The organism is Streptomyces sp. NPDC002577 (assembly GCF_053594815.1).
This window is the reverse complement of sequence record NZ_JBSFWK010000039.1, coordinates 59,052-85,615: the sequence shown is the minus strand read 5'-3', so window position 1 is coordinate 85,615 and position 26,564 is coordinate 59,052. Positions and strand designations below refer to the sequence as shown.

Annotated in this window: 27 protein-coding genes; 14 read left to right on the top strand and 13 right to left on the bottom strand. The window is 69.2% G+C overall.

The features are described from left to right. Positions 1 to 381: 381 nt before the first annotated feature. The 5 genes from ACWD4J_RS33845 to ACWD4J_RS33825 all read left to right on the top strand — a co-directional run bounded on the left by ACWD4J_RS33845 (position 382) and on the right by ACWD4J_RS33825 (position 5,027). A complete protein-coding gene (locus tag ACWD4J_RS33845) occupies positions 382 to 990 on the top strand; it encodes a TetR/AcrR family transcriptional regulator (RefSeq protein WP_451399313.1) in 609 nt (202 codons plus the stop codon). 11 nt (positions 991 to 1,001) lie between these two features. Beyond that, positions 1,002 to 1,502, top strand: a complete 501-nt coding sequence (locus ACWD4J_RS33840) for a hypothetical protein (protein ID WP_451399312.1) — start codon at positions 1,002 to 1,004, stop codon at positions 1,500 to 1,502. Positions 1,503 to 1,983: 481 nt separating this feature from the next. Next, positions 1,984 to 3,270 carry an aromatic ring-hydroxylating oxygenase subunit alpha gene (locus tag ACWD4J_RS33835; RefSeq protein WP_451399311.1) on the top strand — a complete coding sequence of 429 codons (1,287 nt, stop codon included), beginning with the start codon at positions 1,984 to 1,986 and terminating at the stop codon, positions 3,268 to 3,270. 16 nt (positions 3,271 to 3,286) lie between these two features. Beyond that, entirely contained in the window at positions 3,287 to 3,616 is a 330-nt protein-coding gene (locus tag ACWD4J_RS33830) for a hypothetical protein (RefSeq protein ID WP_451399310.1), read from the top strand. 151 nt (positions 3,617 to 3,767) lie between these two features. Beyond that, on the top strand, positions 3,768 to 5,027 hold the full coding sequence (locus ACWD4J_RS33825) for an amidohydrolase family protein (RefSeq protein ID WP_451399309.1): 1,260 nt from the start codon (positions 3,768 to 3,770) through the stop codon (positions 5,025 to 5,027). 237 nt (positions 5,028 to 5,264) lie between these two features. Here the strand turns inward: ACWD4J_RS33825 and ACWD4J_RS33820 are convergent, their stop codons facing one another. The 5 genes from ACWD4J_RS33820 to ACWD4J_RS33800 all read right to left on the bottom strand — a co-directional run bounded on the left by ACWD4J_RS33820 (position 5,265) and on the right by ACWD4J_RS33800 (position 9,904). Further along, positions 5,265 to 6,020, bottom strand: a complete 756-nt coding sequence (locus ACWD4J_RS33820; protein ID WP_451399308.1) for an SDR family NAD(P)-dependent oxidoreductase — start codon at positions 6,018 to 6,020, stop codon at positions 5,265 to 5,267. A gap of 127 nt (positions 6,021 to 6,147) precedes the next feature. Next, entirely contained in the window at positions 6,148 to 6,489 is a 342-nt protein-coding gene (locus tag ACWD4J_RS33815; RefSeq protein WP_451399307.1) for a hypothetical protein, read from the bottom strand. 11 nt (positions 6,490 to 6,500) lie between these two features. Beyond that, the gene (locus tag ACWD4J_RS33810) at positions 6,501 to 7,790 is read right to left on the bottom strand and encodes an aromatic ring-hydroxylating oxygenase subunit alpha (RefSeq protein ID WP_451399306.1); all 1,290 of its coding nucleotides are present in this window, start codon (positions 7,788 to 7,790) and stop codon (positions 6,501 to 6,503) included. A 60-nt stretch (positions 7,791 to 7,850) separates the two neighbouring features. Further along, positions 7,851 to 9,074: a CaiB/BaiF CoA transferase family protein gene (locus ACWD4J_RS33805; protein ID WP_451399305.1), complete on the bottom strand. Its 1,224-nt coding sequence runs from the start codon at positions 9,072 to 9,074 to the stop codon at positions 7,851 to 7,853. After that, on the bottom strand, positions 9,047 to 9,904 hold the full coding sequence (locus ACWD4J_RS33800; RefSeq protein ID WP_451399304.1) for an enoyl-CoA hydratase/isomerase family protein: 858 nt from the start codon (positions 9,902 to 9,904) through the stop codon (positions 9,047 to 9,049). The genes ACWD4J_RS33805 and ACWD4J_RS33800 overlap by 28 nt, the downstream gene beginning before the upstream one ends. A gap of 115 nt (positions 9,905 to 10,019) precedes the next feature. Here ACWD4J_RS33800 and ACWD4J_RS33795 point away from each other — a divergent pair, with 115 nt between their 5' ends. Further along, positions 10,020 to 10,994, top strand: a complete 975-nt coding sequence (locus ACWD4J_RS33795) for a TIGR03621 family F420-dependent LLM class oxidoreductase (protein ID WP_451399303.1) — start codon at positions 10,020 to 10,022, stop codon at positions 10,992 to 10,994. A gap of 86 nt (positions 10,995 to 11,080) precedes the next feature. Here ACWD4J_RS33795 and ACWD4J_RS33790 read toward each other — a convergent pair whose 3' ends face one another. From ACWD4J_RS33790 to ACWD4J_RS33770, 5 genes are all read right to left on the bottom strand, one after another. Continuing rightward, positions 11,081 to 11,953, bottom strand: coding sequence for an SDR family NAD(P)-dependent oxidoreductase (locus tag ACWD4J_RS33790; RefSeq protein WP_451399302.1), 873 nt, complete (start codon positions 11,951 to 11,953; stop codon positions 11,081 to 11,083). A gap of 23 nt (positions 11,954 to 11,976) precedes the next feature. Then, positions 11,977 to 12,879: an LLM class F420-dependent oxidoreductase gene (locus ACWD4J_RS33785; RefSeq protein WP_451399301.1), complete on the bottom strand. Its 903-nt coding sequence runs from the start codon at positions 12,877 to 12,879 to the stop codon at positions 11,977 to 11,979. 13 nt (positions 12,880 to 12,892) lie between these two features. Then, positions 12,893 to 13,669 carry an SDR family NAD(P)-dependent oxidoreductase gene (locus ACWD4J_RS33780; RefSeq protein WP_451399300.1) on the bottom strand — a complete coding sequence of 259 codons (777 nt, stop codon included), beginning with the start codon at positions 13,667 to 13,669 and terminating at the stop codon, positions 12,893 to 12,895. Between the two features lie 58 nt (positions 13,670 to 13,727). Then, a complete protein-coding gene (locus ACWD4J_RS33775) occupies positions 13,728 to 14,639 on the bottom strand; it encodes an HpcH/HpaI aldolase/citrate lyase family protein (RefSeq protein WP_451399299.1) in 912 nt (303 codons plus the stop codon). 169 nt (positions 14,640 to 14,808) lie between these two features. Further along, positions 14,809 to 16,572 (bottom strand): RCC1 domain-containing protein, encoded by a 1,764-nt coding sequence (locus ACWD4J_RS33770; protein ID WP_451399298.1) that lies wholly within the window; start codon positions 16,570 to 16,572, stop codon positions 14,809 to 14,811. A 401-nt stretch (positions 16,573 to 16,973) separates the two neighbouring features. On the opposite strand from ACWD4J_RS33770, the gene ACWD4J_RS33765 reads away from it, so the two are divergent. The 8 genes from ACWD4J_RS33765 to ACWD4J_RS33730 are packed head-to-tail and all read left to right on the top strand — an operon-like array spanning position 16,974 to position 23,872. Further along, complete coding sequence (locus ACWD4J_RS33765) at positions 16,974 to 18,038, top strand: NADH-quinone oxidoreductase subunit B family protein (RefSeq protein WP_451399297.1); 1,065 nt, start codon at positions 16,974 to 16,976, stop codon at positions 18,036 to 18,038. Positions 18,039 to 18,068: 30 nt separating this feature from the next. Beyond that, positions 18,069 to 19,844 (top strand): nickel-dependent hydrogenase large subunit, encoded by a 1,776-nt coding sequence (locus ACWD4J_RS33760; protein ID WP_451399296.1) that lies wholly within the window; start codon positions 18,069 to 18,071, stop codon positions 19,842 to 19,844. Positions 19,845 to 19,854: 10 nt separating this feature from the next. Beyond that, the gene (locus ACWD4J_RS33755; protein ID WP_451399295.1) at positions 19,855 to 20,379 is read left to right on the top strand and encodes a NifU family protein; all 525 of its coding nucleotides are present in this window, start codon (positions 19,855 to 19,857) and stop codon (positions 20,377 to 20,379) included. Continuing rightward, entirely contained in the window at positions 20,376 to 21,035 is a 660-nt protein-coding gene (locus tag ACWD4J_RS33750) for a DUF5947 family protein (protein WP_451399294.1), read from the top strand. Before ACWD4J_RS33755 ends, ACWD4J_RS33750 begins: the two co-directional genes overlap by 4 nt. Beyond that, positions 21,032 to 21,241, top strand: a complete 210-nt coding sequence (locus tag ACWD4J_RS33745) for a hypothetical protein (RefSeq protein WP_451399293.1) — start codon at positions 21,032 to 21,034, stop codon at positions 21,239 to 21,241. Before ACWD4J_RS33750 ends, ACWD4J_RS33745 begins: the two co-directional genes overlap by 4 nt. Positions 21,242 to 21,246: 5 nt before the next feature. Continuing rightward, positions 21,247 to 21,921 (top strand): DUF6084 family protein, encoded by a 675-nt coding sequence (locus ACWD4J_RS33740; RefSeq protein ID WP_451399314.1) that lies wholly within the window; start codon positions 21,247 to 21,249, stop codon positions 21,919 to 21,921. Then, a complete protein-coding gene (locus tag ACWD4J_RS33735) occupies positions 21,909 to 23,006 on the top strand; it encodes a hypothetical protein (protein WP_451399292.1) in 1,098 nt (365 codons plus the stop codon). The genes ACWD4J_RS33740 and ACWD4J_RS33735 overlap by 13 nt, the downstream gene beginning before the upstream one ends. Before the next feature lie 23 nt (positions 23,007 to 23,029). Then, entirely contained in the window at positions 23,030 to 23,872 is an 843-nt protein-coding gene (locus ACWD4J_RS33730) for a hydrogenase maturation protease (protein WP_451399291.1), read from the top strand. Positions 23,873 to 23,958: 86 nt separating this feature from the next. Here ACWD4J_RS33730 and hypE read toward each other — a convergent pair whose 3' ends face one another. Genes hypE through ACWD4J_RS33715 form a run of 3 tightly spaced genes read right to left on the bottom strand, consistent with a single transcriptional unit; the run spans position 23,959 to position 26,529 of the window. Further along, positions 23,959 to 25,059, bottom strand: a complete 1,101-nt coding sequence (gene hypE, locus ACWD4J_RS33725) for a hydrogenase expression/formation protein HypE (protein WP_451399290.1) — start codon at positions 25,057 to 25,059, stop codon at positions 23,959 to 23,961. Continuing rightward, positions 25,052 to 26,185, bottom strand: a complete 1,134-nt coding sequence (gene hypD, locus ACWD4J_RS33720) for a hydrogenase formation protein HypD (protein WP_451399289.1) — start codon at positions 26,183 to 26,185, stop codon at positions 25,052 to 25,054. Before hypD ends, hypE begins: the two co-directional genes overlap by 8 nt. Further along, positions 26,182 to 26,529 carry a HypC/HybG/HupF family hydrogenase formation chaperone gene (locus tag ACWD4J_RS33715; protein WP_451399288.1) on the bottom strand — a complete coding sequence of 116 codons (348 nt, stop codon included), beginning with the start codon at positions 26,527 to 26,529 and terminating at the stop codon, positions 26,182 to 26,184. The genes hypD and ACWD4J_RS33715 overlap by 4 nt, the downstream gene beginning before the upstream one ends. Between the last annotated feature and the right edge of the window lie 35 nt (positions 26,530 to 26,564).

Genomic DNA, 26,564 nt, shown 5'->3' with positions numbered 1-26,564 from the left:
GCCGTGAACCAGACGCTGGACGTGCAGGGTTTCCATGCCGCGATCCAGTCCGTCTTCGACATCCACCAGACCGGCCACGGCAACGCGCTGAGCGTCACCGGCTACCCGATCCTCGCGAGACTGGACGAGATGAAGCAGAAGCTGCAGTAGGTCAGCAGGTCAGTAGGCCCACAAGTCACAGCTGAACGAGCCCGGCCCGGCGCGTGGCGCGAGCCGGGCTTCTGCCTGTCACGGAGCGCCCTGCCGCGGGGCCCGGGCCGTGAGACGGCACATGGTCGCGAGGCCGCGTCGGGCGGCGTCAGGTTTCGTTCGGGTGAGAGTCTTGTCGCGCCTGGGTAACCAACCTACTGTCGATTCAGTAGGTTGGTTGAAGGGGGCCCGGTGTCCAGTTCACGGCCGTATGCCACGCTCCTGGCCAAGGGAGAGGAGCGCAGGCAGCGAATTCTGACGGTCGCTCAGCGGCTGCTGACGCGGAACGGGTGGCGCAGCATCACGCTCGGGCAGATCGCCCGTGAGGCGGGCGTCAGCTCGGCGGGCCTGCTCCATCACTTCGAGTCCAAGGAGCAGTTGCTGCATGCCGTACTCGACGCCCGCGACGCCTATGACGAGGCCAGCAGGGATCTGCCGGGCGACATCATCGAGCGCATCGAAGGGCGCGCCGAGCGGTTCCGGCAGGCGCCGGACCTGGTCAGCATGTTCGCCGTGCTCCTGATCGAGAACCTCAACTCCGACGCCCCGCTGCACGGACGCTTCCTCAGCAGATACCGGTCCGCCGTGAACATCGTCGCCGAGGAGATCCGGCGGGGCCAGCACACGGGCACGTACCGCACCGACCTGGATCCGGCCGTGAAGGCCGTGGAGATCATCGCGTTTCTCAACGGGATGGAGACATCGTGGCTGCTCGACCCTTCGATTCCGCTGGACGAGGTTTTCCAGGAGTACGCCAGGTCACTCACCCGGCAGCTGGTCCCGTCGGCGGGCGATTCCTGAGGCAATGGCTCGTGGTGGTCGCGCCGACCACGGCCGGGGTGGTGCGGTCCGCCGGAGGCTGGTTGTTCGATCAGGTGATGGCCGGCTGGGACGCCGCAGTCCTCACCACGGACCATGCCGATCCCCGGCCGTTGCGGATCCTCGGGGCCCAAGCCGCCGATCTCGACACCTGGTTGGCGGCGCCGCCGACTCTCGATCCGGGACCGCAGGCCGTCATGGTCGACACGGATCTGTACGGATCCGACGCGCGAGTCCGGCAGATGGTGCTGGAGGCCATCGAGTCAGGCGCGGATGACGTCAGGTTCTGCGGCGACCGGCGGACTGCGGACATCGACGACGACGGAGCCGGTTCGGTGCGGCACCGGTTGAGTGTGGCCGCACGGGCGTTCAAGGCTCAGGCCCTGGCCGCGGCCGCCGCTCCGATCGGCTCGATGGACGTCACCGAGGTGTTCCGGAGCGGCGAGCTGCCCCATCGGCCGGGAACACCTGACCGCGAACCTGCAACGTTTTGAACCCTCCCCCAGCTGACGCAGGGGGATTCCTGGCTCACGTCGCCTGCGGCCCAGCGGACTGACAGGTCTTACACGATCAACACCAGCCGGGTTGGAACCAGCCCGGTTTGGTACTGCAAGCAAAGTAGTTGCTGTGCTGTTGGTTCTCGCTCAGCACGTCGGAGAGCATGCCAGCCGTCCCGTGGGTGGTCTTTCGCCCCGGGTCAACACCCTTGAGCGCTCCGCGGTCCTCTGTCGGTGGCCGGTGGCCAAGCCGAGCGCGAGCCGCCCAGGTTGAGCCGCTTCCGGTTCCGCGCGCCGTGCGCGGGTCGCCGCTGCCGCCTGGACGCCGGACCCAGTGACGACATCACCAGGATCTCCCCCTCGCTCATGGCGTACCTGTTCACAGAAAGGGTTGACGATCCCTGCCGAGAACGGGATTCTCTCAATCAGGTATCCATGTTATCGTCGAGCTCTGTGGAACCGACCGGAGGGCAGATCCATGGCGCACTTCCCCAAGCCCGATGCGGGCAGTTGGACCCAGCACTTCAAGATCGGGACGGAGCCCCTCTCGTTCGAGGACTCGATTTCCCCCGAGTTCTACGAGCTGGAGCGTGACGCGATCTTCCGCCGGACGTGGCTGAACGTCGGCCGCGTCGAGCAACTGCCGAAGAAGGGGAGTTTCTTCACCAAGGAGCTGGACGCGGCGGGCGCGTCCGTGATCGTCGTGAGGGGCTCGGACGGCGAGGTGCGCGCGTTCCACAACGTGTGCCGGCACCGCGGCAACAAGCTGGTGTGGAACGACTTCCCGCGCGAGGAGACGAGCGGGGTCTGCCGGCAGTTCACCTGCAAGTACCACGCCTGGCGCTACGACCTCGAGGGGAAACTCACCTTCGTCCAGCAGGAAGGCGAGTTCTTCGACCTCGACAAGTCCGACTACGGGCTGAAGGGTGTCCAGGCGGAGGTGTGGGAGGGGTTCATCTTCGTGAACCTCGATCCGGAGAACAAGACGCCGCTGCGCGACTACCTCGGCAAGTTCGCGGCCGGTATCGAGGGCTACCCGTTCGACAAGCTGACGCAGGTGCACAAGTACCGCGCCGAGATCGGCAGCAACTGGAAGCTGTTCATCGACGCGTTCGCCGAGTTCTACCACGCGCCGATCCTGCACGGCGGGCAGTACATGGCCGAGGAGCGGCGCAAGATCCAGAAGTACGGCTACGAGGCGCTCTCCTACGACGTGGACGGCCCCCACGGGATGGTGTCGTCCTGGGGCGGCATCGCGCCGCCGCTCGACCGCAAGATGGTCAAGCCGATCGAGGGCGCACTGCGCAGCGGGCTCTTCGGTCCCTGGGACGCGCCCGACATCGGCATGGCCACGGAGGATCTGCCACCTGCCGTCAACCCGACCCGGGACCCCCGCTGGGGCATGGACTCCTTCGTGTTCTTCCCGAACTTCATGCTGCTGATCTGGCGGCCGAACTGGGTGCTCACCTACCACTACTGGCCGACGTCCTACAACACCCACATCTTCGAGGGGACGTGCTACTTCGTCCCGCCGAAGAACGCCTTCCAGCGCCTGCAACAGGAGCTCGCCGTCGTCTCGTTCAAGGAGTACGGCCTCCAGGACGGCAACACCCTCGAGGCGACGCAGACCATGCTGGAGTCGCGGGCGGTGACGGATTTCCCGCTCAACGACCAGGAGGTCCTGCTGCGTCACCTCCACAACACCACGTACCAGTACGTGCGCGATCACCAGCAGCGGCAGGTCCAGACGCAGGCAGCTTCCTGATCCGAGGAGACCAACCATGGCCACTGTCTTTCCCCCCGAATTCGCCGGCCTCGAGCCGTTCGCGGACTGGGCGATCCCGAGCGAAAGTGCGCGCTACGCCAAGCGCATCGCCAGCACCATGGAGGAGCTCGACGCCTTCTACAACGCCGCTTTCCCGCTTCTCGAGTCCGGCACCTCCTACTTGGAGAAGGTCGAGATGGACGACATATCCGAGGAGGACACGCGCCTGCTGTGGCTGTTCTGCTCGCTGGTGACCGTCGCCTTCCCGGTGGAGGCGTGGCGCCAGCCCAGGGTCCCCGACGCCGGCCCGTCGAGCATCGACGCGATCCTCGAACCCGCCGTCTGACCCTTTCGGCCCGCCGGCATCGGCCCGCGCGCGAGGCCGGTCGCCGATCCGGCAGGTGAGCCGCGGGCCCGCCAGGCCGCGACCTCGGTCGATCCGTATGCCGGCCCGCGGACGACGTCCCCTTTGGCCGAACGATCGAAGGAGCCGCACGATGCCCCGACCCCGCACACCGCAACCGCCCGTCCTCCTGCGCGCCGCCCGCCTGCTCGACGTCGACAAGGGCGAGTACGTCCGGCCGGGGGAGCTCCTGATCGAGGGGGAGCGCATCGTCGAGGTCGCACCCACCTCGGTGCCGAAGGACGCCGTGGTGCTCGATCTCGGCGACCTCACCCTGCTGCCGGGGCTGATGGACATGGAAGTCAACCTTCTCCTGGGCGGCCCCGACCACCGCAGCCCCCTCAACCCGGTGCAGGACGACCCCGCCGTACGCACCCTGCGCGCCGTCGCCAACGCGCGCCGGACACTCAGGTCCGGATTCACGACGGTGCGCAACCTCGGCCTGTTCGTGCAGACCGGTGGACTCCTCCTGGACGTGGCCCTGAAGAAGGCGATCGACCTCGGCTGGATCGAGGGCCCGCGGGTGGTGCCCGCGGGCCACGCCATCACGCCCACCGGCGGACATCTCGACCCGACCATGTTCCAGGCGTTCGCGCCGCACATCATGGAGCTGAGCGTCGAAGAGGGCATCGCCAACGGGGTCAGCGAGGTCCGCAAGGCGGTGCGCTACCAGATCAAGCACGGCGCGCAGGTCATCAAGGTCTGCGCCTCCAACGGGGTCATGTCGCACACCGGTCCGGCCGGCGCCCAGCAGTACTCCGACGAGGAGCTGCGGGCGATCGTCGACGAGGCCCACCGTGCGGGCCTCAAGGTGGCCGCCCACTGCATGGGCGACACCGCGATCCGTGCCGCGCTCGACGCGGGCATCGACTGCATCGAGCACGGCTCCCTCGCGAGCCACGAGACGCTCGACCTGATGGTGGAGCGCGGAACGTTCCTCGTCGCGACCACCTACCTCACCGAGGGCATGGACGTCTCGCACGCGGCCCCCGAGCTGCAGGCCAAGGCAGCCGACGTCTTCCCCCGCTCTCGGGCCACCATCGGCCAGGCCATCGAGCGCGGGGTCCGCATCGCCTGCGGCACCGACGCGCCCGCGATCCCGCACGGCAAGGGCGCCAAGGAGCTCGTCGCCCTCGTCGACCGCGGCATGGCGCCCCTGCAGGCGATCCGGGCGGCCACGACCGTCGCCGCCGAACTCATCGACGCCGACGACCGGGGCCGCCTCGAGGCCGGACTCCTCGCCGACGTCATCGCGGTGCCCGGCGACCCGCTGGCCGACATCGGTGTGACCGAGGACGTCCGGTTCGTGATGAAGGGCGGCCAGGTGTACCGCCACGACGAAGCCTCCGGCTGAATCCGCGCCCGTGGGTGGAGGCTGAGGACCCCAGACCGCATGGTCTGGGGTCCTCGGTGCGCTTCGTCGAGGGTGGCGGCGTGCGTGGGCCGGCTGATCGTAGAACGGTGGTGCCTGCTCCCGGCATCATGCCGAGACGGGCATGGGTGTCGGCGAAGCGGCCAACAGAACGCGGGGTCGGCGCCGGTCAAGACCACGGCGCCGACCCCGCGTTATGCCCCGGCGGCGGTGACGGCGTCAGGTGTTCCGACCGCCGTTGACTCCGATGACCTGCCCGGTGACGTAACCCGCCTCCTCGGAGACCAGGAAGGCACACGCGGCCGCGATGTCCTCGGGCCGGCCCGGGCGCCGTACCGGCGTGAGCCCGGCGTGATGGTCGACCGAGCCGCCGATCAGGCCCTTGCGCTCCGACTCGCGCAGCATCGGGGTGTCGATGAAGCCGGGTGGGATCGTGTTCACCGTGATGCCGTGCGGGCCGAATTCGAGGGCCAGGCATTTGGTGAGGCCGACGAGACCGGACTTGGCCGCCACGTAGTGCGTCATGTACGGCTGTCCCGAGTGGAAGCTGGAGGACGAGATGTTCACGATCCGCCCCCAGCCTTCCTCGATCATGTCCGGCAGGACCGCCTGGCACAGGTAGAAGGGACCGCTCAGGTTCACGGCGAGCTGCTGGTCCCACTGCTCGTCGCTGATCTTCAAGAACGCCCTGGTTCCGGTCACACCGGCGTTGTTGACGAGGGCCAGCACGGGCCCGAGCGTGTCACGCACCCGCTGGACGGCGGCGTTCACCTGGGCCCGGTCGGACACGTCGACGCCGCCGAAGGCGACCGCCTCGTACCCCTTCTCACGGCACTCGGAGGCCACCTTCTCGGCTCCCTCCGCGTCGAGGTCGAGCACGGCGGTGGCGTAACCGTCCTCGGCGAGGCGCAGGGCGATGGCCCGCCCGATGCCGGACGCGCCGCCGGTGACGAGCGCGGTGCGGCGCCGGCTCACGCGACCCCCTCCCCGTCCTGCTTCGGTGTGCGGTGCACGAGCCGGGACGGCTTCTCGGTGCGGGGTACGTCCGTGCTGTCCATCGCTCCTCCTGTTACTGGTCGGACGGTCGGGCGGTCAGACCGCGTCAGACGGCCGGCTCGGCGACGGTGTCGAAGAACGCCGAGCCGGAGTCGGGGATGCGGGGCTGCTTGAAGACGTTCACCGCGTACGACACCAGGACCAGCGAGTAGAGCAGGCGCAGCAGCCGGGTGGCTTCCTCGGGCAGGGCGTTCAGACCGAGGGCGTCGAGGTGGTCGATCGCCTCCTCCGCCCGCGGGGCGACGGCGTCGTAGAACTCGACCAGCTCCTCGAAGGGCTTCGACAGACGCATGTCGTACCGCTCCTGGCGGGTGGGCAGCGCCCAGTCGGCGACGTACGGTTCGAGGTCGCGGAATGCTTCGGGCAGGGCCCGAGCGGCGGTGGTCACCGGAGCTCCTCCTACTTCTCGGCCGACCGGTGGGCGTCCACCGCGTCGCGGATGACCTTGTGGAAGTTGCGGATGAGCAGCTCCTGGTCGGACAGGTGGAACTGCTGGTTCGCGCGGGTCGCAAGCGCCGAGTGGGTCGCCTCGACGGTGTTGGAGTCCTGCATGGCGAACTCGATGGTGCTGTCGGAGACCAGCTCCTGGGCGAGCCGCTGTTGGGCGTTCTTGGGCGGCGGGAAGTAGATGTCGAGCTCGTAGGTGTGCGAGTCGACCGCCTCGGGCCAGTACTGGTACGTGATGTAGAAGTTCCGCGCCCAGATCTGCACCGAGAAGTTCGGGAACAACCAGAAGGAGTCGTTGCCCCAGGACCGGATGTCGCCCTTGTTCAGCGCTTCGGGCAGCGGGCCGACGTCCGGGACGTCGTCCGGCCCGAACAGGCCGGCGCGGAAGAGACGGTAGATCCACTTCTGGCTGCGCTCCGCCGGGCCGAGCTCGCCCGGCCGGCGCGGCGGCAGCGGGCGCGGGCCCGGCACGGAGGTGAGCATGTGCGGGTCGAAGATGTCGTAGTGGTAGGCGTCGACCGGCGGGACCAGCTTCTCCGCCTTGCTCACGTCGGGGTCGATGAACCGGGCGTGCACATACGGCGGGTGGTACCACTCGAGGACGGCGTCGATGGACAGCTTCCAGTTGCCCTTGATACGGGTCCGGTAGCCGAAGTGCTGGGTCATCTCGCCGAACGGGTAGCTCTCCAGTTCCAGCAGGCGCTCGCCGAGGAAGCTCCGCAGCGGTTCGGCGTCCTTGCCGAAGTTGACGAAGACGAAGCCGGCGAACACCTCGCAGTGCAGCGGCGGCATGCGCAGGCCGCTCTTGTCGAGGTCGAAGAACTGGTCCTCGTTGGTGATGTGGGCGACCTTGCCGTCGAGCCCGTAGCGCCAGCCGTGGTACTTGCAGGTGAAGGCGCGGCAGGTGCCCTGGCTCTCCTCCTGCGGATGCTCCTGCCAGACGAGCTTGTTGCCGCGGTGGGCGCAGACGTTGTGGAGGGCCCGCACGGTGTCGTCCGTTCCGCGGACGACGACGATCGAGCCGAGGCCGGGAAGGTCCCGGGTGAAGTAGCTGCCCCGCTTGGGAAGTTGCTCGATCCGCCCGACCTTGAGCCAGGACCGCCGGAAGACGGCCTCCCGCTCGGCCTCGAAGAACTCCTGAGAGATCGAGTCCTCGTAGTCCACCGGAGCGGTGCCGAGCTCAGGGAAGTTGGGGGTGAACTTTCCCTTCCCGGTGGCCAGCCGTTCCTGAATACCGGTCATCCTGCAGCCCTTCTCTCTTCCCTGTTATGAGGCTCTTGTATACGGAGAATGGCGTTTCCGTCAGACTATCCCGTCGTCCCGCAGTCGCGCTATCTCCGCGGGCGTGCGGTGCAGAATCCCGCCGAGCACCGCGTCGGTGTCCGCGCCGAGGGCCGGCCCCAGCCAGCGGATCTCTCCCGGCGTCCCGGAGAGCGCGGGCAGTACCCCGGGGACGGCCAGCGGGCCGATCCGTGAGTCGTGGAGCCGGATCGTGCCGCGGTGCGCGTACTGGGGATCCGCGAAGATGTCGGCGATCGAGTTGAGCGGCCCCGCCGGGACCTGCCCCGCCCGGCACCGGCCGAGAACCTCCTGCCGGGTGAGCGACCCGACCCACTCGCTGACCAGCGCGTTGACCTCGTCCCGTGCCGCGAGCCTGGCCTCCTTGGGGCCGAACCGGTCGTCCGCCGCCAGCTCCGGGCGATCCATGGCCCGGGCCAGCCGGGCGAACATGTCGTCGTTGGAGCAGGCGATGGCGATCCAGCGGTCGTCCTTGGTGCGGTAGTGGCTGTGCGGGACGACGTTCACGGTGTCGGCGCCCATCCGCTCCCGTACGTAGCCGGACTGCTGGTAGGCGGGCGCCAGTTCGTCGAGCAGGCGGAAGATCGTCTCGTACAGCGCGAGGTCCACGCACTGCCCTGCGCCGGTGGACTCCCGGGCGTGCAGGGCGAGAAGGACGCCGATGACGCCGTACAGGCCGGTGGTGTAGTCGGCCAGGGAGGTGGAGCCGGGGGTCACCGGCGGTCCGTCGGGCTCCCCGGCGAGGTAGGCCAGGCCCGAGAAGGCGTGGGCGATGCGGGCGAAGCCGGGCAGGTCGCGGTAGGGCCCGGACTGCCCGTAGGCGGACACCCGCAGCAGGATCGCGCGCGGATTCAGTTCCTGGATCTCCTCCCAGCCGAGTCCCCACCGCTCCATCACCCCGGGCCGGAAGTTCTCGATCACGACGTCCGCGCCGGCGACGAGCTCCCGCAGCAACTCCCTGCCGCGCTGGTCGCCGAGGTCGAGCGTCACGGACCGCTTGTTGCGGCCCTCGCTGAGCCAGACCAGGGTGTCCCCGCAGTCGGTGTCGGTGCCGAAGCGGCGCAGATGGTCGCCGGTGCCGGGGCGCTCCACCTTGATGACCTCGGCGCCGAACTCGCCGAGCACGGTGGCGCAGAACGGCCCGGCGATGAATGTGCCGAGGTCCAGGACCCTGATGCCTTCGAGCGCCTGCACGGGCATCAGTCCGACCAGGGGCGGTCGTCCCATGGGCGGTCCAGTGGCTCCATCTCCCCGCCGAAGGGGAAGAACGCGCGCTGGGCGTAGGTCTCGCGGGCGAGCCCATGGCCGAGTTCGTTGAGGAAGGCCCGCTTGAGTTCCTGGGTGAACAGCTGGCGGGTGTAGCGCAGCACCAGCGGGGGGCGCTTCGCCAGTTCGCGGGCCAGCTCCCAGGCCCGGTCGAGGAGTTGCTCCTTGGGCAGTACCTCGGCGACGGCGCCCCACTCCATGGCTTCCTGGGCGCTGAGCTTCTTGCCGGTCAGCAGCATGTAGCGCCCGCGGTTGTGGCCGACGAGGAAGTTCCAGATGACGTGCTGGCCGTCGCCGGGCACCTGGCCGCGCGGGAAGTGCGACACGTCCTGGAACCACGCGTCGTCGGAGGCGAGGACGATGTCGCCCATCAGCGGGACCTCGGAGTGGATGTTGCACGGGCCGTTGACCGCGCTGATCATCGGCACGTCGACATCGAGCACATTGAAGGTCAGATTGCGGGAGTACCACGCCTTCTCGTCCAGCTTGTTCAGCCCGCGCTCGCCGGGCATCAGCTGGTACACGGGCTCCTCGGGCTGCTGTCCGTTCGGCAGCAGACCCCAGTCGGCGTTGTAGTTCTCGCCGGTGCCGGTGTGGATCAGGACCTTGATCTCCCGGTCGCCTGCTATGTCCGCGAAGACGTCGGCCATGTCGTCGTGCGCCTTCCAGTCCCACACCAGGCTCTTGCCGTTGGTGTGGCACTGCATGAACAGGATGCCCTCCTCACTCAGCTCGAAGCGGTAGTTGGCATACCGGTTCTCGTACTCGGCGAACCTCGTCCTCTTGGCCACCCTCGCGCCCCTTCGGCCTGCGGTGTGAGTAGAACGTGTCCTCTCTATTAGAAGAACGTCATATCCAGTAGTCAACACCTCTGTTTTCGATTGATGCATGTGATATTTTCAGCGGATGCAGACGACGACCGTGCGTCCGTTCCGTTTTGCCGTGCAGGCGACCAAGGCGAGGTCTGCCGCCGAATGGCGCGATCTGGCCCGGAAGGCCGAGGATCTGGGGTTCTCCACTCTCTTCACGGCTGACCACTACCTGGGCCCGGGCCCCGCGAGCCGCGAAGCGAGCCAGGTCCCGCAGCATCTCGCGCCGATCGCGGCCATGGCGACCGCCGCGGCGGTCACGCGGACGCTGCGTATCGGCTGCCGTGTCTTCTGCGTCGACTACCACGTCCCGGCCGTGCTCGCGAAGGAGGCGGCCACCATCGACCTGCTCTCCGAGGGACGGCTCGAGTTCGGCATCGGAGCCGGCTGGTCCGCCCCCGAGTACCGGGCGATCGGGCTCGACTTCGGGCCGGCCCCGCAGCGCGTCACGAAGCTGGAGGAGGTGGTCGCGCTCGTCAAGGCCCACTGGTCGGGGCAGGAGCTCGACGCCAAGGGCGAGTTCGTGAACGTGTCGGGCTATGCCGGACTGCCGCTTCCGGCCCAGCGCCCACATCCCCCGATCATGATCGGCGGCGGCCGCAGGCGTGTGCTCTCCCTGGCCGCCCGCGAGGCGGACATCGTGAGTATCTCCAACGTGCCGTTCCAGCCGGTGAACTCGCACGGTCTGTCGCCCCGGCAGGAGGCCGCCCGCCGGCTGGGCTACGTGAGGGAGGCGGCCGGGGACCGGTTCGGCGCCCTCGACATCGAGAGCTCTCCGTTCTTCACGGAGGTCACCGACGACCCGGGGACCGCCGCCGCGCGGGTGGCGAAGCTGATGCGGGTCCCCTCAGGGGGGCTGCTCGACCACCCGAACGTCCTGGTCGGCTCCGCCGAGGAGATCGTCGAGCGCCTCCAGGAGCGCCGCGAGGAGCTCGGTGTCAACTACGTCACCGTCCAGCAGGCGCAGATCGACAGCTTCGCTCCGATCGCCGCGCGCCTGAGCGGTCAGTAGGGCGCCTGGTAGGACGCCGGCCGGCGCTGTCGCGGGCGTTCACGGGCGGACGGACGCTTCAGGGCCGGCGCTCGGATCGGCCCTGGTCACGCTTCCCCGTCGCCCGGCACTACGTGTTTCAGAAGGCTCGGCGGGGCATGGTTGGCCCAGCCGGAATCCGGCCAGTTGAACCATCCCGCTGACGCGAACGTGCCGCCGTCGGGGTGGAGAGTGGTCCCGGTGACGTAGGCAGACAGTTCCGACGCGAGGAACACCACGCAGTTCGACACGTCCGTGACGCGTCCCACCCGTCCCATGGGGATGGCGACGCGGACGCCGGTGGGGGTCGAGAGCGACTCGTCGCCGCCTGAGATCTTCAGGATGTTGGGCGTGGGGGTGTAGTCCGGGGCGACGTTGTTGACCCGGATGCCGTCCGGGGCGAGCTCGACGGCGAGCGTCCGCGCGAAATGCTCCACCGCCGCCTTGGCGGCCGCGTAGACGGCGAATCCCGGCGCCGCCCGGTGCGCCTCGACCGTCGTGAGGTTGATGATGCTGCCGCCGCGCCCGCCCGCCCGCATCCGCGGGGCGGCGAGGGAGCAGGCATGCAGTACGTGGAGCAGGTTGGTGCGCAAGAGCGCGTCCCAGCCCCTCGGGGTGGTGTCGGTGAACGGTGCCCGGAAGGTGCCCCCGACGACGTTGACGAGCGTGTCGAGCCGGCCCCAGCGCTCGTCCGCGGCGGCGAACAGCGCCGACAACGCGTCGGCATCGCGGGCGTCGCCCCGGTGCACGATCGCCTCACAACCCCGCTCGGCGAGCGACCGGCGAAGCCCGTCGGCCGCCTCGCCGTCGATGTCGAGCACCGCCGGGCGGACGCCGACCGCAGCCAGGTCGGACACGATGGCCTCACCGAGACCGCCCGCCCCGCCGGTGACGACGGCGACGGTGCCTGCGAGCCCGCCACGCTCCTCGAACCATCCCACGCGCGCTGCCCCCCTTCCCGCCGTCACGACAGGTACGTCGAGCCGAAGGCCTCGAGGAACTCCGACGTGGCCCTGAGTGTGCGGGTGCCGCTCGACACGACCACCCAGGTGACGCCGGCCTTCTCGAGCTCCGCGAACGCTTCCCGATGGCGGTCCGGCTCGACGGCCGGCGCCTGGATCCCCGGGCCCTGGTAGGAGTAGAGCACGTCTACGCGCTCGGAACGCCCGGCCGCGGCCGCGGCATCCCGCAACTCGGCTATCGCCACGGCGAGTTCCCGCACCGAACCCAGGCTGGGAGTGCGAGCGGTGGCGCTGAGCTGCGCTCCGCCGGACATCGGCATCCACCCCTGCGCCCGCTCGGCGACGCGGCGACGGCTGAGCTTCGAGTTGCCGCCCACCCAGACCGGAATGGGATCCTGGACCGGCCGGGGTCTCGCCATCACGTCACGCGCACTGAAGTGCCGCCCCTGGTAGCTGAACGGCTCTCCGCTCCAGTGCAACGGGAGTACGTCGAGGGCCTCGTCGAACAGGGCGTTGCGTTCCTCCATGTCGACACCGAGGGCGTGGAACTCGCTCTTCTGGTACCCCGTGCCGAGCCCCAGGAACAGGCGCCCTCCCGAGAGCTTGTCGAGCGTCGCCGCGGCCTTGGCGAGGAGGAACGGGTTCCGGTAAGGCGAGACCGCCAGATACGTGAGCAGCCGCAGGCGTTCCGTCGCTGCGGCGGCATAGGCGAGCGCGACGAAGGGGTCGAGTGTCTGATGCCCGCCCGAGGCGAGCCACCGGGCCCCTGGCACCGGATGCTCGCTGAGCGACAGCCCGTCGAAGCCGGACCGCTCCGCCGTCACCGCGACCTCACGCAGCGGCCCGGCGTCGAGGACGTCGCCGTCGGGCCCGTTCGTCTCGGGATAGTGGAAGATGAAGCGCATCGTCACCTCCGTGTCAGCGGGCGACGTAGCCGCCGTCAACAGGGATCGCCGTCCCGGTGACGAACGACGACTCGTCGCTGGCGAGGAAGAGCACGGCGGCTGCCAGCTCATGCGGCATGCCCCACCGGCCCATCGGCTGGGGCGGGCGTGACTCGGGCGGTGGTGAGGAGCTGCCGTCCGCAGCGGCGGCGGCCAGCCCCGTCCATGTCATGCCTGGACAGATGGCGTTGACCCGCACGCCCTGGGTGGCGAAGTCGAGGGCGGCGGACTTGGTGAGCTGCACGACCCCGCCCTTCGCCGCCGCATACACGGCCTTGCCCTTCCAGCCCACGAGGCCTGCCGTCGAGGCGGTGTTGATGACCGAGCCCCCGCCGCCGCGGAGCATGGCCGGGATCCCGTGCTTCATGCCGAGGAAGACACCCTTGAGGTTCACCGCGATCAGACTGTCGAAGGTGGCCTCGTCGAACTCGGTGAGCGGGTGGGGCGGGCCACCGAATCCGGCGTTGTTGAAGAGCACGTCGAGCCGCCCGAACTCCTGCACGGCGGTGTCGATCATGCGGGCCACGTCGTCTGACCTGGCGACATCGACGTGCACCGCGACCGCACTGTCACCGATCGAGGCTGCCGCCTCTTTCTCCCGGCCGCTGATGTCGGCGCAGACGACTTTCGCGCCCTCCTGTGCGAAGAGCACGGCGGCCGCCCGGCCGATGCCGGAGCCGGCGCCGGTGACCACCGCGACCTTGCCCTCGAGCCGGCGTATCCGATCGGTCACCAAGAGGGAATCAGCCATGCCTGCAGTGTACTCACTGCTGGCGCGATGAAAAGAGCGTAACTCTCCATTAGTGAAATTATGATTCTCGTGCCAGCGAAGCCTTGTACAGCACGTTCGTGGCGAGGCGCATGTGGGCGGCATCGACGAGCCTGCCGTCGCGTCCGATCGCGCCCACGCCCTCCGCCTCGGACTTGCGGTAGATCTCCATGGCCTCGCGGGCCTCGGTGACCTCCTCGGCGGTCGGAGCGAACACCTCGTTGGCGATGGGCACTTGGCCGGGGTGGATCGCCCACTTTCCGTCGTAACCCAGCAGGCTCGCGTGCGCGGCGGACCTGCGATACCCCTCGGCGTCGCGGTAGTCCGGATACGGCGCGTCGATCGCGTCGATGCCCGCAGCGCGCGCCGCAGCCAGAACCGTCGTGCGAGCGAAGTGCCAGAAGTCGCCGGGGTACTCGCCGAGTGGGTCGAAGTTTCCGTCCACGCGCGCCCGCAGCGACGCCGATAGGTCGCCTGCGCCGAAGATGACCGCCTCGAGGCGTGGGCTCGACCGGGCTATCTCCGTCGCGTTGGCCAGCCCCTCGGCCTCCTCGATGAGCACCTCCAGGCCGACGGGCCGGGGCAGCCGGAGCCTGGTCTCCAGCTGGGTGAGCAGGACGTCGACCCACCACACGTCGCGGGCTGTTCGCGCCTTGGGGACGATGAGCACATCGAGCGCCTCGCGCGCGCCCGTGACGACCTCGATGATGTCGCCGTGGCACCACGGTGTGTCGAGACCGTTCACGCGGACGGCACGGACCGTCCGTCCCCAGTCCAGCTGGGTGAGCGCGGCCACGGCGATGCCGCGCGCCGCCTCCTTCGCGGAGGGTGCGCAGGCGTCCTCGAGATCGAGGAAGGCGAGGTCGGCGCCGGAGCTGGCGGCCTTCTCGCACATGCGCTCGCTGCTGGCTGGGGTGGCCAGTTCCGAGCGTCGGGCGCGCGGTTCTCGCACGGGTGCCTCCACAAGCGATATCGATATTCTCGCAAAACGTAAATAGCATATCCATCGATTGTGTGCCGCAATCCAGACCGGTTCCTCACGGGCACCACGGCAGGGCTGGGTGCGGTACGCAGCCGCTGGGCCGCCCGATCGTGACGGCCCAGCAACTGCATGTGCGTCCTCAGCGCCTCCGCAGCCGCCGCTGTCGAATGAGCAGCATGAGGCCGCCCACTGCGAGCGTGCCGGCGGCCGCGGCAATCAGGCCTGGGGTGAAGGCCGTTGTGCCGGTGTCGGCAAGGCCGCCGTACGTGGGCGGGGTGAAGCCGCTCGTGGAGGGCCCGGGCGTGGCCTCGCCGGGAGCCGGCCCGGGGGCCGGCGGGGAAATCGGCCCTGTCGTGGGAGTCGGGCTGGGTCCGGATCCGGCGGTGACGGTGATCGTGACGGGTCCGGAGCTCGAAGCCGGGCAGCCAAGGTCGCTTGCGAAGTTGGCCGTGATGGTGTGCTCGCCCTCGGCGAGATCATCGATCACCAGGGTGGCGGTGCCGTCCTCGAGCGTGGCGGAGCCGATGTCCTGCCCGTTGTCGGTGAAGGTGACGGTTCCGGCCGGGATGCCCAGGGTGCAGGTCACCGTCGCTGTGAAGGTGACAGGGGAGCCGGCCTGGGGCTGTTCCGGATCGACCGTCAATGTGGTCGTGCTCTGCGCTGTTTGTGCGATGGCGAGGCTGTGATAACTGCCCACGCCGATCGCCACGACGGTGGCACCGGCGGGCTGCAGGACCCGCTCCGGCTTGGTGCGGACGTCGGCGGTGCGGGTGGCGGCGGTGCGGGCGCCGAACTGGACCTCGACCGGCTCGGTCCGGTTCGTGGTGGTGCCGTCGCCCACCTGGCCGTAGCGGTTGTATCCCCAGGCCAGGACCTGGCCGCCGGAGGTCAGCGCCACGGTGTGATCGTCGCCCGAGTCGACGGACGTCACCGTCGTACCGGCAGGCAACTGGACCGACACCGGCTCGGTACGCCTCGTCGTGGTGCCGTCGCCCAGCTGGCCGTAGGAGTTGTCTCCCCAGGCCAGGAGCGATCCGGACGTGGTGATGGCGAAACTCTGGAAGCCGCTGCCGGCGGCGATGGAGCTGACGCTGGTTCCGGTGGGCAGGTGCACCGTCACCGGTGCGGTGCGAGTGGTGGTGGTGCCGTCGCCCAGTTGGCCGCTGACGTTGTACCCCCAGGCAAGGAGGTCCCCGGCGGAGGTCAGCGCCAGGCTGTGGTCGTCACCGCCGACGATGGCGGTGGCGGTGGTGCCGGTGGGCAGTTGGACCTCGACCGGCTCTGAGCGGTCGGTCCTGGTGCCGTCGCCCAGCTGGCCGAAGTCGTTCTCTCCCCACGCCAGGACCTGGCCGGTGGAGGTCAGCGCCAGGCTGTGGCCCGCACCGGCGCTGATCGCCGTGACGGTCGTACCGTCCGGCAGATCGACCGGTACCGGCACGTTGCTCTCATCGTTCGTGCCGTTGCCCAGCTGACCCCACTCGTTGTACCCCCAGGCCAGGACCTGGCCGGTGGAGGTCAACGCAAGGATGTGGTCGTCGCCGACGGCGATCGCCGTGATCGTCGTACCGTCCGGCACCTGGACGCTGACCGGAACGCTGCTGTTCGTGAAGGATCCGTTTCCCAGCTGGCCCACGTCGTTCTGACCCCAGGCCAGGACCTGCCCGGTCGATGTGAGGGCCTCCGAGAACCCGTAACCGCCGCTCACCTGCGTCACGCGGGTGCCCGCGGGCAGCGAGGCCAGTCCCGCGACCGGTTCGCCGGCCGCGTTGACGGAACCGTTTCCCAGTTGACCGTACTGGTTACGGCCCCACGTCCACACCTCGTCGCCTGCCGTTGCCGCGGCGGTGGGCCTCGCTGTGACCAGTGCCAGAGCCGCAATCGCCAGCGCGATCACCACGGCCATGGCGCAATGCCAGGCGCGACACGGGATCCGACGCACTGACCTCTGGCGCTCGATTCGGCGACGCCCGTCAACGGACAACTCCACGAAACAGCCCTTTCTGCGGATCTGATAAGGCTTCAGGTGATCCGCACCTTGCTCCAGGCAGCCGATATCCGAGTCGCGCAGCACGCAGCCGATCGGCCGAATACGCTCAATCGAGTGGCCTCTTTTTCCGCCGTTCGTGTTGTGCAGGGGAATGCTTCCGCTGCAGGTCGGCCTGGTAGCGGCGGCCGAAGAGTGGGTTACGGGTCGCATCCGGTGAATCCACACAGCGGTCGGGTGACAGGCGCCGGTATGCGACCGCGTGGCACACGCAACGGGTATTTCTCATCAAGCGCGGGGTGATTCGGAAGGGAATACCCATGAGCAAGGGGATATCCATGAGCTTCGAGCAGGCAGTGCCGGGATTCGACGAAATCCATATCCTGTGGACCTCCGAAGGCATGAGCTGTGATGGCGACACCGTCTCGGTGACCGCGGCGTCGCTGCCGAGCCTGGAGGACGTGCTGCTCGGAGCCATCCCCGGGCTGCCGAAGGTGCACCTGCACAACAAGGTGCTCGCTTACGAAACCGGCGACGATTTCGTGGAGCCGTTCCGCCAGGCGGCGCGCGGCGAACTGGCGCCGTTCATCTTCGTCGTCGAGGGGTCCATTCCCAACGAGAAGATCAACGGTGACGGCTACTGGACCTCGATGGGCAACGACCCGGACACCGGAGAGCCGATCACCCTCAACGACTGGATCGACCGGCTGGCGCCCAAGGCTTGGGCCGTGGTGGCGGCGGGCACGTGCGCGACCTACGGCGGCATCCACGCCATGGCCGGCAACCCCACGGGCTGCATGGGCCTCGCGGACTACCTCGGCAAGGACTTCCGCTCCGCCGGCGGACTGCCCATCGTCAACGTCCCCGGATGCCCGGTGCAGCCGGACAACTTCATGGAGACGCTGCTGTGGGTGCTCCACCAGGCCGCGGGGCTGGCGCCGCCCATCCCGCTGGACGACCAGCTGCGGCCCACCTGGCTGTTCGGGAAGACGGTGCACGAGGGGTGTGACCGGGCCGCGTACTACGAGCAGGGTGACTTCGCCAAGGACTACAACTCGCCGAAGTGCCTGGTGAAGGTCGGCTGCTGGGGCCCGGTGGTCAACTGCAACGTCCCCAAGCGCGGCTGGATGGACGGCGTCGGCGGCTGCCCCAACGTCGGCGGGATCTGCATCGCCTGCACCATGCCCGGGTTCCCCGACAAGTTCATGCCCTTCATGGACGAGCCACCGGGCGGCAGCCTGTCCTCAATGATCATGAACGCCTATGGGCCCTTCATCCGCACCATGCGTTCCCTGACCAACTACAGCGTCAACAAGGAACCCCGGTGGAGACACAACCGCCCCGAGCTGACCAGCGGCTACCAGCCGCGCTGGCCCCGCGGCTGACCCTCCACTGCCGTTTGAGAGGACGGACCTGTGACCACGACCGAGCCGGGCCGCCAGCTGACCGAGGTGGCGTTCGACCCGATCACCCGCATCATCGGCAACCTCGGCATCTACACCAAGGTCGACTTCGCGGACCGGAAAGTCGTCGAGTGCCGCAGCACGTCCTCCGTCTTCCGCGGCTACAGCGTGTTCATGAAGGGCAAGGACCCCCGGGACTCCCACTTCATCACGAGCCGGATCTGCGGGATCTGCGGTGACAACCACGCGACGTGCTCGGTGTACGCGCAGAACATGGCCTACGGGGTGAAGCCGCCGCCGCTCGCGGACTGGATCATCAATCTGGGAGAAGCGGCCGAGTTCATGTTCGACCACACGATCTTCCAGGACAACATGGTCTTCGTCGACTACTGCGAACGCATGGTCAAGGAGACCAACCCCAGTGTGCTGCGGCGCGCCGAGACCACCGAGGCGCCACGGGGCCATGTGCACGGCTACCGCACCGTCGCCGACATCATGCGCGCGTTCAACCCCTTCGAAGGCGAGATGTACAAGGCGGCCCTGCAGATGAGCCGCCTCACCCGCGAGATGTGCTGTCTGATGGAGGGCCGGCACGTCCACCCCTCGACGCTGTATCCGGGAGGCGTCGGAACCGTCGCCACCCCGCAGGTCTTCACCGACTACCTCGTACGGCTCATGCGGTGCATGGACTTCGTGAAGCAGGCCGTCGCCATGAACGACGACGTCTTCGACTTCTTCTACGAGGCTCTCCCCGGATACGAGGAGGTCGGCCGGCGCCGGACCCTGCTGGCCTGCTGGGGCTGCTTCCAGGACCCGGACAGGGTCGACTACGACTACCGGCACATGAACGAGTGGGGCAAGGCGATGTATGTCACGCCCGGCATCATCGTCGACAACGAGCTGGTCACCAACGACCTCGTCGACATCAACCTCGGAATGCGCATCCTGCTCGGCAGTTCCTACTACGAGGACTGGGCGAACGAGGAGCGGTTCGTCACCCACGACCCGCTCGGCAACCCGGTGGACCAACGCCACCCGTGGAACCAGACCACCCTCCCCGCACCGCAGAAGCGCGATCTGAACGGCGGCAAGTACAGCTGGGTCGTCAGCCCCCGCTGGTTCGACCAGCGCAGCGGCGAGCATCTGCCGCTGGAGACCGGCGGCGGCCCGCTCGCGCGGCTGTGGTCCACCGCGATCAGCGGCCTGGTCAGCACCCCGTACGTCCGCTCCACCGGGGAATCGGTGCAGATCGATCTGCCGAAGACTCCCAAGACGGCGGAGACCCGGCTCGAGTGGAGGCCGCCGGCGTTCCCCAACACCATCGAGCGCAACCGGGCCCGGATCTACTTCATCGCGTATGCGGCGGCCATGGCGCTGTACTTCTGCGAGCGGGCCCTGGCAGAGGTCCGCGCAGGCAGGACGGAGGTCTTCACGGACTTCAAGGTCCCGCACGACACGATCGGCGTCGGCTTTCACGAGGCGGTGCGCGGGGTACTCTCGCACCACCTGGTCGTCCGCGACCGCAAGATCGCCAACTACCAGCCGTACCCGCCCACACCCTGGAACGCCAGCCCACGGGACTCCTACGGCACACCCGGCCCGTACGAGGACGCGGTCCAGGGAACCCCCATCTTCGAGGAGAACGGTCCGGACGACTTCAAGGGCATCGACATCATGCGCACCGTGCGCAGCTTCGACCCGTGCCTGCCGTGCGGCGTGCACATGTACGTCGGCGGGGGACGCACCATCGAGCGGTTCCACTCACCCACATTCGGCCCGAGGGCATAGGGAGCCGGGAATGCGCTGGGACGACGACCGTGCCCGTGAGCACGTCGCTCGCATCGAGACACTGCTCTCCGCTCTCGACGCCATCACCGACGAGGCCGCCCGCGCCCGGGCAGTCGAGACCGTCCAGGCCCTGATCGACCTCTACGGAGAGTGTCTGGGCCGGATCATGGACCGTCTCGCCGGTACGGAGACGGCGGAAGCCTGTGCCGAGGACGAACTGGTCGGCCATGTGCTGCTGGTGCACGACCTCCATCCCCTCCCGGCCGAGCAGCGCATCCGCCGGGCTCTGGAACAGGCCGGACGGCGTGACGTCGAACTCGTGGGTGTGGAAGGGCGGGTGGCGCGGGTGAGGCTGCCGGAAGGCGGCGCATGCTGCGGCTCCGGGACAGCGGCCGTGGAGGGCATCCTCGCGGTCGCCGCTCCCGAGATCGAGCGGGTCGACGCGATCCAGCCGGAGCCGGCGTCGCGCAGGACGCTGATCCCCGTCGAAGCCCTGCTGACGCCGTTGCGCGGGGGAGCCGGGAACACGCCGTGACCAGGACCTTCTCATCGCCTCGGCTGCGCAGCCTCGCACAGCGTCAGGGCTTCGGCGTACCGCGTCCCGCCCTCGCGGAGCGGCAGGGCCGTGCCGGGGACCAGGAGCGCTGCGATCTGTGCGCCGAGCCTCTGCCGTCCACCCACCGGCATCTGCTCGACGTCCGTTCCGACGCGATCGCCTGTGCCTGCCGGGCCTGCGCCCTGCTGTTCGACCACAAGGAGGCAGGTGGCGGTCACTACCGCCTCCTTCCGGATCGCCGGACGCGGCTGGACGGCCTGGACCTGGACGACCTCCGATGGGCCGCCCTCGGCATCCCGGTCGACCTGGTGTTCTTCGTCCGCAGCGGTGCCACCGGGGCGGTCACCGCCCGCTATCCCAATCCGCTGGGCACCATGCGTGGCGACGTGGATCCGGGGACGTGGTCCGAGATCGAGCGGTCCCGTCCGGAGCTGCGCAGTATGGAAGAAGACGTGGAAGCCCTGCTGGCGGACCGCACCGGCAGCGCCCCGCGCAACTGGCTGCTGCCGCTGGACGACTGCTTCCGGCTCTCCGCCGTCATCCGCACGCACTGGAAGGGGATCGGCGGCGGTCCCGACGTGCGGGAGCACATCGAGCACTTCTTCGAGGACCTGGTCACCAGGAGTGGATCATGAGCAACATCAAGGTCGGCAAGCCGGACGTCAAGCCGGACAAGACGGCACACGTTGCCGGCGTACGCCGCGGCAACCACAGAGGCCACTACAAGCGGATGCCCGGCCATCTGCCGGACGGCCGTTCCACGGCCCGTCGCTCCACCGGCATCTGCGCCAGGTCCCGCAACCCGGTCATGCCCGGCATGCCGAACATCTCGCCGGCGTGAGCGGCATGCATGCCGTGAGCCCGGACCTGGACTTCGAGGTCGTCGGAGCCCGTCCGCTCGCCCACACAGCGGTTCCGACTCTCGGCTTCCAGATCCTCATCCGCCGCGTCGGCGGGGGACCGGTCCGCTCGGTCCTGCTGCACACAGCGATCCGCATCGCCCCGGCCCGCCGGAGGTACGACGGCCCGGCCCAGGAGCGGCTCACGGAGATCTTCGGGGCCCCCGAGCGCTGGGCCACCACGCTCCGGCCGGTCACGTGGACTCAGGTGTCCTCCGTGGTCCCGCCCTTCGACGAGAGCACCGTGTTCGACCTCCACGTGCCCTGCCCCTGCGGGGTCGAACTCGCCGTGGTCAAGTACGTCCGGGCGGTACGGGACGGAGAGGTACCGCTCGACTTCCTCTTCAGCGGAACCGTCTTCCACACGGCGGCCGACGGAGCCCTGCGCACCGCTCAGATCTCGTGGAACAGCGACGCCTCGTTCCTGCTGCCCCGCACGCTGTGGCAGGAGGCGACGGGGGACCACGCCTGGATCCGGCTGACCCGCGCGGGCCAGGACCGCCTCGACGCCCATCGTGCCCGAAACGCCCTCGCCACCTGGGACGAGGCAGTGTGCGACCTGCTCGACAGGATCGCCGCCCCCACCGCAGCAGACACCGCAGGAGCAGCATGGACGCCCTAGACAGGACCGCCGCCGAGACGGCTGTGGAGAAGACCGTCGAGAAGGCCGTCGAGGCGGCTGCGGACAAGGCCGTCGAGAAGATCGCCCGGACCTGCCTCTACGAGGGATATCTGCTGTGGCCGTACAGCAGATCCGCGCTGAAGAACACCCGCCGCTGGACCTTCGGCGCCGTCTACCCGCGGACCACCGTCGAGGCGCTCGGCGAACCGTGCCGCATCCAGACCCAGAGCCTGCTGCATGGCGAGCCGGATGCCGACCTGACCGTCCGTGTGCGGTTCCTGCACGTCGTCGACCGCACAGTCTTTCAAGAGGGCCCACACGGCCCAAGGCCGGTCGACAGCATCACCGTGCAGGGCCGTCGATACGTCACATGGCAGGAGGCCACCGAGCGGGACCTGTGGCTGCCGTCCACCACCGTGGCCGAACTGCTCGCTCTTCCGCGTGCGGTCCGCATCGCGGTCCCAGCCGGCAGTGACCGAGAGCCCGTCCACGACGAACAGGGACAGCAGGTCGGCGCACTGCTGCGCACCTGGAAGCGGCTCACCGGGATCGTGCGGCTGGAAGCCGTACGGGTAGCCGACCGGACGGTGCGACTGACAGTACAAATCATCAACACCACTCCGTGCCCGCAGCCCGAGCCCGATGCCCGGGGCGCACGCGACCGTGCGGCCCGGTACGCCCTCGTGTCCACGCACGCCGTGCTCCACAGCGACCGCGGGGCCTTCGTCTCGCTCACCGACCCGCCGGAACACCTCCGCGATGCCGTACGCAAGTGCGACAACCAGGGCACCTGGCCGGTACTGGTCGGGGACGAGGGCGGACACACCGTGCTGTCCTCGCCGATCACCCTCCCCGACTACCCGCAGGTGGCCCCCGAGAGCCCCGGAGACATGTTCGACGGCACCGAGATCGACCAGCTGCTCGTGCTCAGCGTGATCAGCATGACCGACGAGGAGCGGGAGGAGATGGCGGCCGCCGACCCGCGAAGCCGGGACATCCTCGAGCGCTGCACCGCGCTCACCGCCGGAGAGCTGTCTGCACTGCACGGCACCATCCGGGAGTTCCGGCCACTGGAGGACGCATGACGGCCGCTCGAGAGGAGGGACGCATGACGGCCGTCCGACAGGAAGAAGGCACAGAGTCGAGCCCTCTGTCCCGCACCGTGACCGTCGACGGCACCGTCCTGCGGCGCGGCAGCCGCGTCCGGCTGCGGCCGCGGCAGCGCGCCGACATCTTCGACATGGCCCTGGCCGGGCGGACCGCCGAGGTCGCCACCGTGGAGGAGGATCTCGAAGGCCGTATCCATGTCAGCGTCACACTGGACGGCGATCCTGGCCGGGACCTGGGAACCGGCGCCCAGATCGCGCACCGCTTCTTCTTCTCGCCGGCGGAACTCGAACCGCTGGGCGAGGCCGGCGATCGCACCTCCGACGCGCGCGTTCTCGTCGCGGGCATCGGCAACATCTTCCTGGGCGACGACGCGTTCGGCCCCGAAGTGGCGGCCGTGCTGCTGACCCGACCCCGTCCAGCGGGCGTGCACATCGCGGACTTCGGCATCCGCGGCATGGACCTGGCGTATGCACTGGGGGACGGCTACGACGCGGCCGTGCTGGTGGATGCCGCCCCGCGCGGGCAGGCCCCTGGAACCCTCTACGTCATCGAACCGGAAGAGCCCGCCGGCGAACCCGCCCCCGAGGCGCACGGCATGGACCCGGTCAGGGTGCTCGCGTTGGCTCGCCACCTGAACGGAAATCTGCCCCGGACACTGATCGTCGGCTGCGAACCACACGCGTGCACCACGGACGACGAGACAGAGGTCGGCACCGGCCTCAGCGCACCCGTACGCCTTGCCGTCGGGCGGGCGGTGGGCCTGGTCGAGTCCGTGGTGGACGATCTGCTGGCGGAGGTCCGCGCAGTACGAGACACCGTCGTGCGGTCTCCGGGGCGCTGACTCCGGCGCAGGAAGAGACCGGACGGACCGAGCGGAGGCCTGCCCGGTCCGCAAGGACGCCGGCTTGACTACTCCCCAGGGGGCGCTCAGCAAATACGAGGCAGCTGTTCGCCCAGAGGCAGGTCCACCACCCTTGTGCCGCCCAGTCCCGTACGGGCCACGACCATTCCCGGGTGCTCGGCCACGCACTCGCCGATCACGGCTGCTTCCGCCCCCTCGGGATGCGCGCGCATCGCGGCGAGTACGGCGTCCGCCTGCTCCCGGGGAACGAACGCCACCAGACGGCCTTCGTTGGCGATGTACAGCGGGTCGAGCCCGAGGAAACCGCACGCGCCCGCCACGGCTTCCGGCACCGGCACGCTGCGCTCCGTCAGAACGACCCCGGTACCCGAGGCGGTCGCGATCTCGTGCAGTGCCGTGGCGAGGCCTCCCCGTGTGGGGTCCCGCAGGACGTGCAGGTCCCGGGTGACCGCCAGCATCGCTTCGACCAGACCGGCCAGTGGCGCGGTGTCGCTCGCCACGTCCACGCCGAACTCCAGGCCGTCCCGCACACTCATGATCGCGACGCCGTGCATGCCGATCGGGCCGCTGACGATCACCACGTCGCCCGGTACGGCGCGCTGCGGGCGGATGTCGACGCCGCCCGGGATCAGCCCGATCCCGGACGTGTTGATGAAGACACCGTCGCCGTGACCCGCGTCCACCACCTTGGTGTCGCCCGTGACGACGGCGACACCCGCGGCCGAGGCGGCGGCTCCCAGGGCCTGCGCCACCCTGCCCACGACCGAGAGCTCGATCCCCTCTTCGAGGATGAACGCGCAGGACAGGTAGGCGGGCCGGGCGCCGCTCATGGCCAGGTCGTTGACGGTGCCGTTGACCGCCAGGTCGCCGATGCAGCCGCCCGGGAAGAACAGCGGCCGCACCACGTAGGAGTCGGTGGAGAAGGCGAGCCGGGCGCCGCCCAGCGACACGGCGGCCGAGTCGCCGAGGCCGGCCAGCGTCACGCTGCCGTACGCGGGGACGAAGAGGTGCTGCACCAGTTCGGCGGAGAGTGCTCCGCCGCCGCCGTGTCCCATGACCACCACCGGGTGGTCGCGCAGAGGCACCGGACACGACCATTCGGCAGGATTCGCAAGTCGCGGCAGTCCGGCGGTCGTCGGACCCGTGAGCTCTGTGGTCTCAGCCAATGGGGGTCGCCTCCTTCGAGGGCGCGGGCACGGCGGTCGCGTCCAGGCGCCGGTACAGGTAGTAGGCGGCGCAGGCACCCTCGCTGGACACCATCGTCGCGCCGAGCGGGGTCCGGGGGGTGCAGAGGGTGCCGAAGGCGCCGCATTCGTTCGGCTTGATCAGGCCCTGGAGCACCTCGCCGCTGCGGCACTCGGTGGACTCGCACGTCCGCAGGCCGGCGACGTCGAAGCGGTGCTCGGCGTCGTACGCCCGGAACGCGTCGGACAGCCGCCAGCCGCTGTCCGGGATCGTCCCGATGCCGCGCCAGCTGCGGTCGGTGACCTCGAACACCTCCTCGATCATGCGCTGAGCGGCCGGGTTGCCGTCGGCCCGCACCGCGCGGGGATACGCGTTCTCCACACGGTGCTCGCCCCGTTCGAGCTGATGGACCGTCCGGCGGACGCCCTCCAGGATGTCCAGCGGCTCGAAGCCGGTCACCACGATGGGGACCCGGTACCGGTCCGCCAGCTGCGGATACTCGGTGGTGCCCATCACGCTGCACACATGGCCGGCCGCGAGGAACGCCTGGACGCGGCAGTGCGGGGCCTGCATGATCGCCTCGATGGCCGGTGGTACGCGCACATGAGAGGCCAGCAGGCTGAAGTTGGCGATGCCGAGACGCCGGGCCTCGTGGACCGCCATCGCGTTGGCCGGTGCCGTGGTCTCGAAGCCGATGCCGAAGAACACGACCTGCCGGTCGGGGTTCTGCTGCGCGAGGGTGAGGGCGTCCAGCGGGGAGTACACCACGCGTACGTCACCGCCCTCGCTCCTCACCCGGAACAGGTCGCGGCCGGTTCCCGGCACGCGGAGCATGTCGCCGAAGGAGCAGAAGACGACGTGGGGCCGGGAGGCGATCTCCAGAGCCTTGTCGATCATCTCCAGCGGTGTGACGCACACCGGGCAGCCGGGCCCGTGGATGAGCTCGACGCAGTCGGGGAGCAGCTGGTCGATGCCGTGCCGCATGATCGAGTGCGTCTGCCCGCCGCAGACCTCCATCATCGCCCACGGTCGGGTGACGGTGGCGTGGATGTCGTCGAGCAGCCGACGGGCCAGTTCGGGGTCGTTGAACTCGTCGATGTACTTCATCGGGCGCCTTCCTGTGTCGCCGCCGCAACCTGCGCTGCGCGCGGGACGCCGGCCGTATCGGGCCGGCTGGTACCGGCCTCGGCCGCCGCCCGCGCCCATGGGTCGCCGAACTCCTCTTCCAGCAGGCCGAGTTCCTCGAACAGCCTGAGGGACTCTTCGGCCGACTCCTCGTCAAGGAGCTGCAGCGCGAAGCCCACATGGACGATGACGTAGGCGCCCACGTCCGCCTCCGGCACGTAGGCCAGGGACACGTCCTTGACCACACCGCCGAAGTCGACCCGCGCCATGCGCGTACCGTCGCGTTCCTCGATGCCGACCACCTTGCCGGGCACGGCCAGGCACATGGTGTCCTCCCGTTCGTCGCTTCAGTCGTGTACCG